This window comes from Meiothermus rufus DSM 22234, assembly GCF_000423425.1.
GTDB classification, from domain to species: domain Bacteria; phylum Deinococcota; class Deinococci; order Deinococcales; family Thermaceae; genus Meiothermus; species Meiothermus rufus.
The window spans coordinates 1-14,240 of sequence record NZ_AUHY01000016.1; the positions used below are offsets into that span (position 1 = coordinate 1).

13 protein-coding genes and 4 tRNA genes are annotated in these 14,240 nt (G+C 63.3%); 5 read left to right on the top strand and 12 right to left on the bottom strand.

The genetic code is table 11. The features are described 5' to 3' along the window. From tuf to G552_RS0104475, 5 genes are all read right to left on the bottom strand, one after another. Entirely contained in the window at positions 1-1,218 is a 1,218-nt protein-coding gene (tuf, locus tag G552_RS0104455; RefSeq protein ID WP_027881937.1) for an elongation factor Tu, read from the bottom strand. A 78-nt stretch (positions 1,219-1,296) separates the two neighbouring features. Further along, positions 1,297-1,372: transfer RNA gene (locus tag G552_RS0104460), tRNA-Thr, on the bottom strand. A gap of 64 nt (positions 1,373-1,436) precedes the next feature. Beyond that, a tRNA-Gly gene (locus G552_RS0104465) sits at positions 1,437-1,512 on the bottom strand. A 91-nt stretch (positions 1,513-1,603) separates the two neighbouring features. Next, positions 1,604-1,689, bottom strand: a tRNA-Tyr gene (locus tag G552_RS0104470). Between the two features lie 3 nt (positions 1,690-1,692). Next, a tRNA-Thr gene (locus G552_RS0104475) sits at positions 1,693-1,768 on the bottom strand. Between the two features lie 158 nt (positions 1,769-1,926). On the opposite strand from G552_RS0104475, the gene G552_RS0104480 reads away from it, so the two are divergent. Continuing rightward, positions 1,927-3,270, top strand: coding sequence for an MBL fold metallo-hydrolase (locus G552_RS0104480; protein ID WP_027881938.1), 1,344 nt, complete (start codon positions 1,927-1,929; stop codon positions 3,268-3,270). Positions 3,271-3,274: 4 nt separating this feature from the next. Here the strand turns inward: G552_RS0104480 and G552_RS0104485 are convergent, their stop codons facing one another. From G552_RS0104485 to G552_RS0104510, 6 genes are read right to left on the bottom strand one after another with little or no spacing between them, the layout of a single operon-like run. Continuing rightward, a complete protein-coding gene (locus tag G552_RS0104485) occupies positions 3,275-4,381 on the bottom strand; it encodes a hypothetical protein (protein WP_051195679.1) in 1,107 nt (368 codons plus the stop codon). Continuing rightward, positions 4,362-4,889, bottom strand: coding sequence for a c-type cytochrome (locus tag G552_RS0104490; protein ID WP_027881940.1), 528 nt, complete (start codon positions 4,887-4,889; stop codon positions 4,362-4,364). Before G552_RS0104490 ends, G552_RS0104485 begins: the two co-directional genes overlap by 20 nt. Continuing rightward, positions 4,886-5,407 (bottom strand): DUF3341 domain-containing protein, encoded by a 522-nt coding sequence (locus G552_RS0104495; RefSeq protein ID WP_027881941.1) that lies wholly within the window; start codon positions 5,405-5,407, stop codon positions 4,886-4,888. The genes G552_RS0104490 and G552_RS0104495 overlap by 4 nt, the downstream gene beginning before the upstream one ends. Next, positions 5,340-6,770, bottom strand: a complete 1,431-nt coding sequence (gene nrfD / locus G552_RS14750) for an NrfD/PsrC family molybdoenzyme membrane anchor subunit (protein ID WP_084640374.1) — start codon at positions 6,768-6,770, stop codon at positions 5,340-5,342. The genes G552_RS0104495 and nrfD overlap by 68 nt, the downstream gene beginning before the upstream one ends. Then, entirely contained in the window at positions 6,760-9,636 is a 2,877-nt protein-coding gene (locus G552_RS14755; RefSeq protein ID WP_084640375.1) for a 4Fe-4S dicluster domain-containing protein, read from the bottom strand. Before G552_RS14755 ends, nrfD begins: the two co-directional genes overlap by 11 nt. 9 nt (positions 9,637-9,645) lie before the next feature. Then, on the bottom strand, positions 9,646-10,299 hold the full coding sequence (locus tag G552_RS0104510; protein ID WP_027881942.1) for a cytochrome c3 family protein: 654 nt from the start codon (positions 10,297-10,299) through the stop codon (positions 9,646-9,648). A 192-nt stretch (positions 10,300-10,491) separates the two neighbouring features. Here G552_RS0104510 and G552_RS0104515 point away from each other — a divergent pair, with 192 nt between their 5' ends. The 4 genes from G552_RS0104515 to sufU are packed head-to-tail and all read left to right on the top strand — an operon-like array spanning position 10,492 to position 13,181. Next, entirely contained in the window at positions 10,492-11,097 is a 606-nt protein-coding gene (locus G552_RS0104515) for an NAD(P)H-dependent oxidoreductase (protein WP_027881943.1), read from the top strand. A 9-nt stretch (positions 11,098-11,106) separates the two neighbouring features. Next, positions 11,107-12,129, top strand: coding sequence for a serine hydrolase domain-containing protein (locus G552_RS0104520; protein WP_027881944.1), 1,023 nt, complete (start codon positions 11,107-11,109; stop codon positions 12,127-12,129). Positions 12,130-12,150: 21 nt separating this feature from the next. After that, the gene (locus G552_RS0104525) at positions 12,151-12,732 is read left to right on the top strand and encodes a 5-formyltetrahydrofolate cyclo-ligase (protein ID WP_027881945.1); all 582 of its coding nucleotides are present in this window, start codon (positions 12,151-12,153) and stop codon (positions 12,730-12,732) included. 14 nt (positions 12,733-12,746) lie between these two features. After that, positions 12,747-13,181 (top strand): Fe-S cluster assembly sulfur transfer protein SufU, encoded by a 435-nt coding sequence (sufU, locus tag G552_RS0104530; protein WP_027881946.1) that lies wholly within the window; start codon positions 12,747-12,749, stop codon positions 13,179-13,181. On the opposite strand, the gene folE2 is transcribed toward sufU, so the two are convergent. Further along, positions 13,173-14,204, bottom strand: a complete 1,032-nt coding sequence (folE2, locus tag G552_RS14760; RefSeq protein WP_084640376.1) for a GTP cyclohydrolase FolE2 — start codon at positions 14,202-14,204, stop codon at positions 13,173-13,175. The two genes, sufU and folE2, sit on opposite strands and share 9 nt — an antisense overlap. Between the last annotated feature and the right edge of the window lie 36 nt (positions 14,205-14,240).

A 14,240-nucleotide genomic window follows, 5' to 3' on the forward strand; every position in this document is an offset into this window, starting at 1 on the left:
TTACTCGATGATCTTGGACACCACGCCAGCCCCTACGGTGCGGCCTCCTTCGCGAATGGCGAAGCGCAGACCTTCCTCCATGGCGATGGGCTTGATGAGCTCCACCGTAAAGGTCACGTTATCCCCCGGCATCACCATCTCCACGCCCTCCGGGAGCTGCACCACCCCGGTCACGTCGGTGGTGCGGAAGTAGAACTGCGGCCGGTAGTTGGTGAAAAACCCGGTGTGCCGACCCCCCTCTTCCTTCTTCAGCACGTACACCGAGGCCTCGAACTTGGTGTGCGGCGTCACGCTACCGGGCTTGGCCAGCACCTGGCCCCGCTCCACATCCTCCCGGCCAATCCCCCGCAGCAACAGCCCTACGTTGTCCCCAGCAATCCCCTCGGTCAGGGTCTTGCGGTGCATCTCCACCCCGGTCACCACCGTCTTCTGGGTCTCGCGCAGGCCTACGATCTCCACCTCGTCCCCGGTCTTGATCTTGCCCCGCTCGATCCGCCCGGTGGCCACCGTACCCCGTCCGGTGATGGTAAATACGTCCTCCACCGGCATCAAAAAGGGCTTATCCACATCCCGTTGGGGCGTGGGAATGTACGAGTCAATGGCGTCCAAAAGCTCCCAGATCCGATCCACCCACTCGTTCTCCCCACGCTGGGTCTTGGGGTTGGCCATCATGTGTTCCAGCGCCTTCAGCCCAGAGCCCCGGATGATGGGGGTCTCATCCCCGGGAAACTCGTACTGGTTCAGAAGGTCGCGAATCTCCATCTCCACCAGGTCCAACAGCTCCGGGTCATCCACCATGTCCACCTTGTTCAGGAAGACCACAATGTAGGGCACCCCCACCTGCCGCGACAGCAGAATGTGCTCCCGGGTCTGGGGCATGGGACCGTCGGTCCCCGAAACCACCAGAATGGCCCCGTCCATCTGGGCCGCCCCAGTGATCATGTTCTTCACGTAGTCCGCGTGCCCCGGGCAGTCCACGTGGGAGTAGTGCCGTTTCTCCGTCTCGTACTCCACGTGGGCCGTGTTGATGGTGATCCCCCGGGCCTTCTCCTCCGGCGCCTTATCGATCTGGTCGTAGGCCTGTACCTCCACGTTAGGGTTGGCCGCCGCCGCTACGTAGGTAATCGCCGCCGTCAGGGTGGTCTTCCCGTGGTCTACGTGTCCGATGGTCCCCACGTTCACGTGGGGTTTGGTGCGCTCAAATACGCCTTTCGCCATGTGTTTCGCCTCCTTTGGCTTCCGCTGGGTGTCTTTCAGGAACACACCGCCCGCAGCGGTGAACGGGCGGTGTGGGTTTGGAGCTCGGGATCGGGCTTGAACCGACGACCTCACCCTTACCAAGGGTGTGCTCTACCAGCTGAGCTACCCGAGCAGGCTTTAGGGCGCGACCTGGGGCACACGAGGCGCAACCCAGCTTTGTCGCGCCCTCTAGCGCTTGGAGCGGGAAACGAGACTCGAACTCGCGACCCTCTGCTTGGGAAGCAGATGCTCTACCAACTGAGCTATTCCCGCACGTAGCGCTTTACGCTGCCTGGGCCCGGCGCTTGACGTCGGAAGCAGGGCCCGACGCAGGCTGGAGGCACACAGCGCACCGTAGGCGCTTTGGTGGGCAGGGATGGATTCGAACCATCGAACTCCGAAGAGAACAGATTTACAGTCTGTCGCCTTTAACCACTCGGCCACCTGCCCATGTGGAGCCACCCATCGGAATTGAACCGACAACCTTCCGATTACAAGTCGGGTGCTCTACCAGTTGAGCTAGGGTGGCCCGGCTTGCTGTTCTTCCGATGGTGCGCTTTGGACAGAGGGGTCGAACCTTGTCCAAGTCGTAAGGTTACAACACGCGCAAAGGGCTGTCAAGCTGGGTAAAGAGCGCGTGAAAGGCAATAGCAACTGCGTGGGAAGGCGCTTTGGTACAGTAGGCCCATGCAAATAACAGCTTTTGGCGCAGCCCAGACCGTCACAGGGAGCTGCCACCTGGTTGAACACAAGGGCTTCCGACTGTTGCTGGACTGCGGGGCCTACCAAGGGGCTGACGAGGAGCGCAACACAGACACCTTTGGCTTCGACCCCCGAACAGTAGATGCCGTGCTCATCACCCATGCTCACCTTGACCACATTGGCCGCCTGCCCCGCTTATTGCGGCGGGGCTATTCCGGCCGGGTGTATGTGACTGAACCTACCCGGCTTATCCTACCGGTCATTTTGCAGGATGCCCTCAAGCTGATGCTGGAAGAGCGGGAGCGCCTTTTGCGCAAAGGACGTCCAGCCCCCCCATTGCCCTGGGACGAGCCCGATCTGGTGGAGCTATATGACCGTTTAGAGGAGGTCGTCCTTTACCAGACCCGGGATTTGGGCCCATTCCGCTACCGTTTGCGCAATGCCGGGCACCTGCCAGGAAGCGTTTTTGTTCAGCTGGAAGCCGAGGGACGCAGTCTGATTTTCAGCGGTGATCTAGGTCACCGGCGCAAGGATGTACTGCCTGATCCAGACTATCCTACCCAGGCTGATCTGGTGGTTTGTGAGGGCACCTATGGTGACCGCGCCCACCGCCCTTTTGCCGCTACCGTAGAGGAGCTTGCTCGAATTTTGCGAGAGGTGTTGGGCCAAGGAGGCAAAGTTTTCATCCCCTCTTTTGCCCTCGAGCGTACCCAGGAGGTATTGTTTTACATCCGCGAGCTCGAGCTGCGTGGGGCTATCCCTAGCGTACCGGTGTTTGTGGACTCGCCCATGGCCTCTAAGATTAGCGAAATCTACCCCAAGTTGCGCGACTTTTTTAGCCCTGAGGTTCAGCATATCTACGCTCAGGGGCTCGATCCCTTCCGGCCCCAACAGCTGGAGTACACCCAAAGCGTAGAGGCCTCTAAAGCCCTCAACTTTAGGGAAGGGCCACTCATCGTTATTGCGGGCAACGGCATGCTCTCGGGCGGGCGTATCCTGCACCACCTTCGGCTGGGCTTACCGGACAGCAAGAATGCTGTGATTATTTTAGGCTATCAGCCTAGGGGCGGTCTGGGGGAGTTGCTCATCCACGGGGCCGATAGGGTGCGCCTATTTGGTGAAACCGTGTCCGTGCGGGCCAGAACCCACACCCTAGGAGGCTTTTCCGGGCACGCGGGCCGGGATGAGCTACTGGACTGGCTAGATGGTCAGCCCCGGGTGGCCTTGGTGCATGGGGAGAAGGACAAGCTGGAAAGCCTAGGAGGGGCTTTGCACGAGCGAGGCCAGCAAGCTTTTCTAGCCCATTGGGGCCAGGCGATAGAAGTGTAGCCCTTCAGCCTCCTTGGCTTTGGTTTTCCCTAAAACTTCTGGCCAAACCGCGCAGGAAAACCAAAAGCCACAGCCCACCCACCCCCAGCAACGCAGCCAGGTCGGCCCAGCTGGGTGCGCGTTGGAAGGAGGGCAAAACCGTCCAGGCATGATCCACCAGGCGAAAAGCCACAATCCACAAGGCGATGTAAAAAAGTACCCGGGGTTCCCGCTTGGGGGGGTTGGTGAGCAAAGCCAAGAAGGGCAGGAAGAACTGGCCCAGCAAGAGGGAAACCGCCACCCCGCCCCAGAGGCCTTGGGTGCGGGGCAGGTAGTACTCCGCCTCGTGGGGTAGATCGGCTCCCCAGATGATGATGAAGGTGGTCAGGGCCAGGTAGACCCAGATGATACTCAAAGCCAAAAGCAGGTTGGCCTGGTTTTGCAGGTTGCGGCGGGAAAGCCAGGCGGCCACCGCGGGGCTGCGCGTGGCTAAGGCTACCGCCAGGGCCAGACCACCCAGGGCATGCCCCACCACAAACAAAGCCCCATAGGAAGCAGAGAAGAAGTGGGCCTCGAGGCCCATCAGTAGATCGAAGGCCAGAAAGGTGCCGCCCACCATCAATAGAGCCAGCCCCCAGGCGGCGGTCTCGGTGCGCCGCTGGGCTACGGCTCCTTCAGCTTGGCCCCAGCGGGTCATGCGCCCGGCCAGGAAGAGGAAGAGGGCAAAGTACAGCACCAGCCGTATGGCAAAGAAGATGGGGTTGTTGTAGGGCTGCCGGTGCTGCAGGATGGGATCCTCGGCGACCTGGGTGGGCCGGGCCCAGGGATAAAGCTCCGGCAGGAAAAGGAAGAGGGGTAGGGCCAGGAGGGCCAGGAGGGGCAGGGTAGAGACCGAGGCCTCTAGAAAGGGTTGCAAGGCTAGCCCCCACTGGCTGCGCAGCAAGTGGTGCAGGAGTAAAACAGCCAGGGTACCTACGGTTAGGGCTAGGAAGAAGGTATACCCAAACAGATAGGCCTGGGCCACTGGTGCGCCTAAGATCAGGCCTAGCAAGAGCGTCGCCCCACCGGCTAGGGCTAGGGCTAGGCCCAGCCGGTTTAGGCCGGTAGAGCGTTCAGGGAGAACCTGCTGCATGGCTACCTCCAGGGCAGTTGTTTTTCTGAATGCATTCCTTGATGTAGGCCACGGCCGCCCAGCGGTCTTCGGGAGGGATACGCGAGGCGTAGCCCATCATCCGGCCAAACCCTTGGGTGGCGGCGAGGAAAAAATAACCCGGCGGGGCGGCCAACAGGCGCTCGCTGGTGAAGGAGGCGGGCTGGGGGAAGCCCCGGGCCACTGCGGGGCCGTTGCCTGCACCCTGGGCTCCGTGACAGACGGCGCAGAAGATCTGGTAGACCTCTTTTCCCCGGGCCAGATTCACCGCAATGGGTACGCTTTCCAGCAGGCCCTGGGGCCCTTGGCCGGTGTAAAAGCCCGGCACCGGTTCCAAGTGCCCTCGGGCCACGCTGCCTTGGGGGGCGGGGCGGCCTGTTTGTCCATCGGCAAAGAAGCCGCTTTCGGCAAAGGCCTTGGCCTTAGGTTGTTCCCACATCCAGCCACACCCGGCCAAAAGCAGCCCTAGAAGGAGGAGCAAGGGCCTCAACGGGACACCTCCTCTACCTCGGCCCCCAGGGTTTGCAGAAATGCCCGGGTGGCCTCCAGGTCAAAGCGGGGGTCTCGAGCCTCCAGGTATAGGGCAAAGTGGTCGGTCAGGGCCTGGCGGTAGCCTGGGGCCTGGGTCACCGGATGGTAGGCCAGGGGGAGGTTGTTGAGGGCCAAAAGGCTCACGAAGAGGCCCAGGGTAATGGTCAGGATGGTGAGCTCGAAGGTGATGGGCACGTAAGCCGGCCAGGCCAACAGGGGCTTGCCCCCAATGTTGAGCGGGTACCCCACCACCTGGGTCCAGGCCTGCATGCCGAAGCCCACCAAGGCCCCCACCACCCCCAGGCTGAAGGCAATCCAGGGGATGCGCTCGTCGCGCCGACCCAGAGCGTCTGCCAGCCCCTCGACCGGGAAAGGGGTATAGGCCTCGAGGTAGCGGTACCCCGCGGCCCTAACCCGAGGAATCGCCTCCAGAAGCTCCTCGGGGGTTTTGAAGTAGGCCATCAGACCGTGCAGCATGGCTTTCCTCCTTGTGGAAGCGCAGCTTGTGCAAAAGGTGGAGCATCTCCGCCACCGCGATGGGGGGGAAGATGCGGATGAAAAGGGCAATGCCCAGCACAAAGAAGCCGAAGGTACCGATGAACAGGCCCCAGTCTACCCAGGTGGGGTGGAAAAGCTTTGCGCTGGAGGGCAGGAAGTCGCGCGATAGGCTGATGATGACGATAACGTAGCGCTCGAGCCACATCCCCACGTTGGCCAGCACCGAGATCAGGAAGAGCCAGGGCAGGCTGTGGCGGAAGCGGGGAAACCACAAAAGCTGCAATATCCCTACGTTGATGAGCATCATGGCCCAGAAATAGGGGGCATAGGGCCCGTTAAAACGCCAGGCCTGTTGGCGTAGCTCGTAGGGCTCGGCAGAGTACCAGGCCACGAAGAGCTCAAGCAGGTAAATGTAGGCCACCCCTAAGCCGCTGGCCAGCATCACCTTGGCCATCCAGTCCAGGTGCCGCAGGGTGATGACCTCCTCCAGCCGGTACCACTTGCGCAGGGGGATGATTAGGGTCAGGGCCATGGCGAACCCGGAGTAGATGGCCCCTGCAGCGAAGAAGGGGGGGAAGACGGTGATGTGCCAGCCGGGCACCAGCCCGTAGGCAAAGTCCAGGCTCACCACCGAGTGTACCGAGATCACCACCGGGGTGGCCAGCCCGGCCAGCAGCACGTAGGCTGCCCGGTAGCGGTGCCAGTGGGTAGCGCTGCCCGTCCAGCCTAAGGAGAGCGCCCCGTAGAAGGCTCGAGCCAGCCGGCTTTTGGCCCGCTCGCGCAGCAGGGCCAGGTCGGGGATCAGGCCCAGGTAGAGGAAAAGGGTGGAAATGGTGAGGTAGGTCATGATGGCCAGCACGTCCCAGGCCAGGGGGCTTTTGAACTGGGGCCACATGGCCAGGCTGTTGGGGTAGGGCAGCAACCAGTAGAAATACTGCGGGCGACCCATGTGGATGAGGGGGAAGATAGCGGCGCAGAGTACAGCAAAAAGGGTCATGACCTCGGTCAGGCGGTTCAGCGAGTCGCGCCAGTCTTGGCGCATCAGCACCAGGATGGCCGAGATCAGGGTACCCGCGTGGCCAATCCCAATCCACCAGACAAAGTGCACGATGTCGAAGCCCCAGGCTACCGGGATGTTAATCCCCCAGGTGCCTAGCCCCTGCAAAAAGGTCACCAGGATGGCGTAGAGCAGAAAAGCCGTGCCCAGCCCCCCCAGCAGGACTAGGGGCCACCAAATGCGGGGTGGGGGTTTTTCCACCACCCCGACTAGCTTGTCGGCCAGGCTCTGGTAGGTGTGCTCGCCCTGGATGAGGGTGGTGTCTCCGGTGGGTTTAGCTTGCATCGCCACGCTCCTTCAAAGCAGGGTTGGGGTTGCGCACCCGGCCTAGGTAGGTGGTGCGAGGCCGGGTGTTAATCTCGGAAAGTAGGGTGAAGTGCCGCGGGTCCTGGCGCAGCGCAGCCACAGCGCTGTCCGGGGCTTTGAGGTCGCCGAAGACGATGGCTCCCGAGGGGCAGGCCTGCTGGCAGGCGGTCTGTACCTCACTGGGCTGGATAGGCCGCCCCTCTTTGCTGGCTTGGACACGGGCTTCCTCGATGCGCTGCACGCAGTAGGTGCACTTTTCCATCACCCCGCGGCTACGCACGCTCACCTGAGGGTTCATCAACAGGGTGAGGGGGCTTTGCTGGGCAGCCCGGGGGTCGCCCTGGCCGATGAAGGCCTCTGCATAGGGGAAGAAGTTAAAGCGGCGCACCTTGTAGGGGCAGTTGTTGGAGCAGTACTTGGTGCCCACACAGCGGTTGTAGACCATCAGGTTGAGCCCCTCGCCCGAGTGCACCGTGGCGGCTACCGGGCAGACCGGCTCGCAGGGGGCTTTTTCGCAGTGCTGGCAGGGTACAGGCTGGTGGTGTACCCGGTCTTCGTGATGGTAGCGCTCGATGCGTATCCAGTGCATTTCCCGTCCCCGCAGCACCTCCTCCTTGCCCACTACCGGGATGTTGTTCTCGGCCTGGCAGGCCAGCACACAGGCGTTGCAGCCGGTACACAAGGAGCTGTCGATGACCATAGCCCAGGCATGGGGTTCCGAGGGCCATTCAGGATAAAGGGAGGGGGTGGGCTTGGCCTTGGCCGCGGTGGCCTGGTAAGCGGACAAAGGCTCGTCGTGGAAGATCTCGAGCCCCTCCAGATTGAAGTGCTGCTGGGTGCTGGCCAAAGGGTAGCGTCGCCCGGTAGGTTGCACCGTCACCCCCGCCACGTAGTCGGGATGCGCCTGGGTGCGCAGCCGGTAGGCGTCGAAACCTACCTTGTTGCCCACCTGTCCGGCCCGGGTGCGGCCATGCCCTAAGTACAGGGTGAAGCAGCCTTCCGGGTGGTTGGGGGCCACCCAGAGGGGTAGCTCGAGCCGCCGTCCTTCAGCTTCCAGGGCTACCACGGGCCGCTCGGGGGCGAAGCGGGCCTCGGCCTGGCGTATCGGCCCCAAGAGGCCCAAAGCTTCGGCGGTCTGGGGGCCACAGATTAGGGCGTTGTCCCAGGTGAGGTGGGTGAGGGGCTTGGGGGCTTCCTGCAGCCAGGCGTTGTTGGCAAAGCGCCCATCGAAGAGCATGGGGTCGGGGCGGAAGGCCAGCTCCAGCCCTTCCTGGGGTTGGTAGGCTGGCAGGCTTTGGGCCCAGCCGGGCTGCAAGGCCACCTGCCGGGGCGCGGGGGCTGAGCCCGCGACCAGCCCGTCGTGCACAGCTTTCTGCCAGCGGGCCTCGAAACCGGTAGCTCCCCAAAGGGCCTGGTAATGGCTTCGCAGCAGCTCGTAGCTACTTTGCGGGTTACCCAGGGCTAGGCTCAGCACCTCAGCGGCGCTTTTCCCGCCGTACAGGGGTTCGATGAGCGGCTGAATCAGGCTTAGGGTGCCGTCGTGGGCCCGGGCATCGCCCCAGGCCTCGAGGAAGTGGGCTTCGGGTAGGTGCCAGGTGGTATGGGCTGCGGTTTCATCGGCATAGAGGCCCAGGTGGACGCTGAAGGGCACTTGGGCCAAAGCCTGGGCGAACTCGAGGTCGGCGGGGGCGGTATAGACGGGGTTGGCCGAGAGGATTAAAAGCGTGTCTACCTGCCCTGTTTGCATCTCTTGTACCAACTCGGCTAAGCTGCCCTCGGGGCGGGCCTCCAGGGGTGGCAGGTAGGTCACCGTGCGGCCCTGGTTGCCGAGGCTTAGGTTGAGGGCTTGGGCGATGGCCTGCACAGCCGGGCTGGTCTGGGGGCCGGCCACGACCAGGCTGGCTCCGCGGTGGGCCTCCAGGTCGGCGGCCAGGGCCTTAAGCCAGGTGGCCTGCTCGGGCAGCAGGGCTGGGCCGGGCAACAGGCCTAGGTAGTGGGCCAGATCGCGGGCTAGGGCCTCGAGCTGGCTGGGTTTGAGCCCCAGCCGGTGGTCGGCTACCGCCCCGGTGAGGCTTAGCCCCGACTCTACCGCGTACAACCGGTTCATGCCCTCCCCAGGCCGGCGCCCCTGGGCGAAGGCCTGCTGGTAGGCTACGCTGCCGGGGAAGGCGTGCAGGAAGTCGGCCTCCAGGGCCAGAATCACCTGGGCGGCCTCCAGCCGGTAGACCGGCCAGAGGGGCTGCCCCAAGGCCAGGCGGGTTCCGCTATAGAGGCTGTCCCAGGCGATGGGTTCGTAGCTGATCCAACGGGCCTGGGGGTAGGTTCGCAACAGCTGGCGCAGCAGAGCCTCGAGGCTAGGCGAGGTCACCCGCTCGGTCAGGATGCGCAACCCCCTACCCCCGCTGGCCTGCTGCTGGGCCAGCCGCTCCTTTAGGGCCTGGCCGAAGGCCTCCCAGGTGCTGGGCTGGCCCTGGCGCAGCACGCTTTGGCTGCGGTCAGGGTCGTAAAGGCCCAGAAGGGCCGCTTGGGCTAGGGCGTCGCTTTTGCCCCGGCTCGAGGGGTGCTCGGGGTTGCCCTCCAGCTTGATGGGCCGCCCATGGTAGCTCTTGGCCAGAAGGCCCTGGGCAAAGCCCCCCAGGGTAAAGGCGGTAGCGTAGTAGGCCACCCCACCCTCCACCACCCCTGGGGGCTGCTTGACATAGGGCACAGCCTTGCGCCGGGAGACTGGCGTACAGGCCACCAGCCCCCCCAAGGCCAGCGAGGCGGCCATTAGCTGTAAAAAGCGCCGTCGGTCGAACTCGGGCCACCCCCAGGCCCGCCAGAAAAACTCTTCATCGCGCGACATCCCCACCTCCTAGCGATGGCAGACCGAGCAGTCGTCCAGGTTGGCGGTCTGCACCTTGTGGGCCTCGAGCAGGCGTTGGCCCAGGGCCAGCAGTTCCGCCGGCGGCTGGTAGTTCATGTTGAAAACCTCCTCTTTGGGCCGCAAGAAGGCCGCTGGGTTGCGGTGGCACTCCAGGCAGAAGCGCATCTCGAAGGCCTGGTGGAGTACCAGAACTTGCATCTGGTGCACCGGCCCATGGCAGGTGGCGCATCCCACCCCTTTGGCTACATGAATGGCGTGGTTGAAGTAAACGAAATCGGGTACCCAGGCCACTCGGTTCCAGCGCAGGGGCTGGCCGCTCTGCCAGCTTTCCCGCACAGGGGCCAGCAGGGGGCTTTGGGCCTTGATCTGGCTGTGGCAGGTCATGCAGGTCTCAGTGGGCGGTAGCCCGGCGTAGCTGGCCCGCTCCACTGCGCTGTGGCAGTAGCGGCAGTCCATCCCGAGCTGGCCTACGTGCAGGGCATGGCTAAAGGGTACCGGCTGCTCGATGGTCACTCCTACCCGTGGGTCGAACCCCCCCACGGCCACGCCGGAAAAAACCACCACCAGCAGCACCCCAAGCCCCAGCAGTGCCCCGTAGAAAAGGGCCTTTAGGCGGAAATTGCGCGAGCGTAGTCGTCGCACACTAAAGCACCTCCTGGTTTGGGTCTTGTTCTAACTATCGTATAGGCCCTGGCAAATCCTAGGGACATTTGTCCTTATAAAGCAACTGTAAAATGTGGGCTTATTCATAAAAAGAACTTATATAGGGCGTAACAGGCTTACCCGGCGGAAGCGTTGCAACCCGGGATAGCTCTTGGGTAGGCTCTAAGGTCGATGAATGTGCTCATCGTCTATGCCCATCCCAACCCTCATTCCTTCAACGCGGCTATGCGGGAGGTGGCGGTGGGCACCCTGAGCCGTGCCGGGCACAGTATTCTTCTTTCCGATCTATATGCCATGCGCTTCAATCCGGTGCTCAGTGCGGAGGAACTCCAAGGCGACCTAAGCGCCATCCAGCCGGAGATAGAAAAGGTGCGCCGGGCCGACCTGCTGCTTTTTCAGTTCCCCAACTGGTGGTACGGGATGCCGGCCATCCTCAAAGGCTGGATGGATCGGGTTTTTGCTTGCGGTTTTGCCTACGACGAGGCCCACTCCTTCGAAAATGGCCTTCTAAAGGGCAAAAAGGCCCTACTTAGCCTTACTGTGGGGGCCCGGGCCGACTACTACCAGCAAGCCCCGGAACGCGACTTGCTGCGGGTGCTGGAGCCCATTCACTATGGCTGCCTGGCCTACTGCGGAATGGAGGTTTTGCCGCCTTTCATTGTCTATGGGCCCACTGAAATGAGCGAGGCCGAGCGTAAGGCAGCCCTCGAGGCCTACCGGCAATACCTGCTGGCGTTGCCCCAGCTAAGGCCGCTGCGCTTCAGCCATATGGGCTAAGCTGTGGCTATGCACCGGCGCACCTTGCTTAAGGGTTTTTTAGCCGCTTTGGGGTTGGGCTCGAGGGCCAACCCACTGAACCCCCGCTATCATCGCTTGGCGGCGGCCTATTCGGCAGCCCACCGGGGGATTGCCCTGCTGGTTATGGTCGAGGGCCAGGTGGTGTTCGAAGACTATCCCAACCAGGGCCAGCCTCAGCGGGCCCACGAGCTGGCCAGCGGCACCAAGAGCTTCTGGGGGGTGCTGGCGGTTGCGGCTCAGCAGGATGGACTGCTTACCCTGGACGAACCTTTAGCCCAGACCCTAGAGGAGTGGCGGGCCGACCCCTGGCGGAGCCAAATCAGCCTGCGCCAGCTCTTGAATTTGACCAGCGGTATTCCTGGAGGCCGCTTAGCCCGCCCACCCACCTATGCTGAGGCCATAAAGACCCCGGCCGAGGCCCCACCAGGAACCCGCTTTTCCTATGGGCCGATTCCCTTTCAGGTTTTCGGCGAGGTACTGCGCCGCAAGCTAGGGGGCGACCCCCTCGAGTACCTTCAGCGCCGCATCTTCCGGCCCATTGGCCTAGAGTACGCCTTCTGGCGCCGGGGCCCAGATGGCCTGCCCCACCTGCCCTCTGGGGCTTTTCTGACCGCACAAAACTGGGCGCTGTTCGGTGAGCTGGTGCGCCGGGGTGGGCTTTGGCGGGGGCAGCGGGTTGTGGAGGCAGGGCTGCTCGAGGCCTGCTTTGTGCCCTCCGGGGTCAATCCCCTTTACGGCCTGACCTGGTGGTTGGCCCGGCCCATTGATCCAGCACAGCGTAGGGCCCTTGGCCCCACTGGCCGTGCCTTGGATCCCCTGGCCTCCACCCCGGGCCTGCCCGACGACCTGGTGCTGGCGGCTGGAGCGGGCGACCAGCGGCTTTACGTGAGCCGCAAGCTGGGCCTGGTGGTGGTGCGCCAGGCCGAGGGTATCGCCGATGCACTTTTGGGTCAGCGCAGCGGTTTTTCTGATGCCGTATTTCTCCGGCTTTTGTTGACCGGCGAGGGCTAAGGCCTGTGGGAAAATAACCCTATGACCCAAGGTGAGGTACGGGAGCTAGTCTGGGGGGCCTTGGCCCAGTACCACGCTGCGGCCTACCCCACCCCGCCCCATGGCCACCACCCCAACTTCATAGGGGCCCGCCGGGCGGCCGAGCGCTTGATGGGCCTTTCCGCTTGGCAGCGGGCCCAGGTGGTGTTGGCGGGCCCCGATCAGGTGCTCAAACCTTTGCGCGAGGCTGCGCTGCGCGAGGGCAAGCGCCTGCTGATGCCCCACCCCGACCGGGCTGGGCGCTACCTGAGCCTCGAGGGCCTGCAGCCCCAAGCCCTTAGGCGGGTGCGGGAGATCGCCCGGCTAGGGCGGCCCATCGAACTAAGCCAGATGCCTATAGACCTGGTGTTGGTAGGCAGCGTGGCGGTGGATGCACAGGGCCGCTGGTTGGGCAAAGGGTATGGTTTTCCCCCCAGGGGGCTCGAGGTGGCCGCACCCTGGGCCACCCTAGCCCATACCCTGATGTTTTTCGACGAGCTGCCCTGCGAGGCCGAGCGCACCATGGACCTGATCGCCACGCCCCATCAGGTGCTGGGCCGTCCGTACGGAGCGCCTATCGTGTAGGCTATAGCCAGAGCATGGGTCTTTTAGATGAACTATACAAAGAGATCATCCTGCGCCACTACAAGTCCCCCCGCAACTTTGGCGAGCTGCCGGGGGCCAACCTGCGGGTAATGGGCGATAACCCCTCCTGTGGCGATCAGGTGGAACTTTTTGTGCTGACCGATGGGACGCGCATAGCCGATGTGCGCTTTCGTGGGCAGGGGTGTGCTATCTCCCAAGCCTCGGCCTCGCTGATGACCGAGCTGGTCAAGGGCAAGCCCTGGACGGAAGCCCTGGCACTAAAGCAGCAGTTCAAGGCCGTGGTGGTGGATGGGGCCGCCCCCACCCCGGCCCTGGGCGATCTGGCCGCCTTGGCTGGGGTGCACAAGCTAGCAGCCCGGGTTAAGTGCGCTACCCTGGCCTGGAACGCCCTCGAGCAGGCCGCGCGGGAGGCGGGAGTGCTAGATTGAGATAGGGTTGGCAAAATCGCTGAAGTCGGCGCGGAAACCCCCGGGCACCCCCTTGACGATGACCGAGACGGCGTCGTGGGAGTGCAGGCTCTCGAGGTGGGCGCAGGCTACCTGGAAGTCGCGGATGCGCCCATCGGTGTTGAGCTCCTGGTAAAGCAGCCGGGCGGCGTCCTCTACGAACTTAACGTAGGCCCCATTCAGCTCGGCAAAGGCCTGTTCGTCTTCCCGTTTGACCATCACCTGGGTTTCGGTTTTCAGCGCCTGGCGAGCGTGCTGGATGAGGTCTTCTAGGTGCAGGCGGGCCCCTGGGGCTACCTCAACCCGGAGGCGGGCTTTGGAGCGCTGGCTGTGGGGGATGGCGTAGACCCCCCGGGTGTCGCGGGCGTGCTCGGCTAGCTCAGCCGAGCAGGGGCAGGCCGAGGAGTAGACAAAGTCCAGCGTGATGAAGCGGCGGATGGGCTTAGCGCCTTCGGCCAGAGCCTCATAGCTGGCGTCGTAAAACTGGTAACCCTCCAGCCCCGAGCGCAGCGAGGGAACCAGGGTGGGATAGCTGAAGCTCACCTTGATCCGGGCATCCAGGCTTTCCAGCTCGCGCTGGTAGTCGCGCACCAGGTGGGTCAGGGTCTCCAGGGTAAAGACCTCATCCTTGCGGGTATAAAAGGTGCGGATAATCCGGCTCATGTTGATGCCCTTGAGGTTGGCCTCGAGCGAGACTGTTCCGGTGATCCGGGCCTCGAGGGTCAGGGCCTCGCCGGTGGGGGTAGCGAACCTGAGCGGCAGCCGAAAACCACAGATGCCGACCTGCTGGATGGCCACATTAGCCCCCTCTACCGAGTCCACGGTCTCGGTCATGTCGGGTAGGCTAGCCCTGTAGGCTTCATCGGGCTGGAAATGGGCGTCGTAGTGGCGGGTGAGGATGGGTTCGGCTCCGTCGGTATTGCGGAAGAGATAGGCTTTTTTGCTGCTCTTTTTTTCTAGGAATGCGGGTGGTTCGAGGGTTTGCTTGTTGTCGTAGCTAAGCAAGGGCGGCTCCTTTTTCCGTCAGCAACCTCGAGGAGT

Excerpts from the sequence above, each read along its gene's own strand:
- G552_RS0104485 (WP_051195679.1), bottom strand. The coding sequence starts at position 4,381 with ATGCAGCAGGTTCTCCCTGAACGCTCTACCGGCCTAAACCGGCTGGGC.
- G552_RS14755 (WP_084640375.1), bottom strand. The coding sequence starts at position 9,636 with ATGTCGCGCGATGAAGAGTTTTTCTGGCGGGCCTGGGGGTGGCCCGAG.
- G552_RS0104520 (WP_027881944.1), top strand. The coding sequence starts at position 11,107 with ATGCACCGGCGCACCTTGCTTAAGGGTTTTTTAGCCGCTTTGGGGTTG.
- G552_RS0104495 (WP_027881941.1), bottom strand. The coding sequence starts at position 5,407 with ATGCTGCACGGTCTGATGGCCTACTTCAAAACCCCCGAGGAGCTTCTG.
- nrfD (WP_084640374.1), bottom strand. The coding sequence starts at position 6,770 with ATGCAAGCTAAACCCACCGGAGACACCACCCTCATCCAGGGCGAGCAC.
- G552_RS0104480 (WP_027881938.1), top strand. The coding sequence starts at position 1,927 with ATGCAAATAACAGCTTTTGGCGCAGCCCAGACCGTCACAGGGAGCTGC.
- G552_RS0104515 (WP_027881943.1), top strand. The coding sequence starts at position 10,492 with ATGAATGTGCTCATCGTCTATGCCCATCCCAACCCTCATTCCTTCAAC.
- G552_RS0104525 (WP_027881945.1), top strand. The coding sequence starts at position 12,151 with ATGACCCAAGGTGAGGTACGGGAGCTAGTCTGGGGGGCCTTGGCCCAG.
- tuf (WP_027881937.1), bottom strand. The coding sequence starts at position 1,218 with ATGGCGAAAGGCGTATTTGAGCGCACCAAACCCCACGTGAACGTGGGG.
- sufU (WP_027881946.1), top strand. The coding sequence starts at position 12,747 with ATGGGTCTTTTAGATGAACTATACAAAGAGATCATCCTGCGCCACTAC.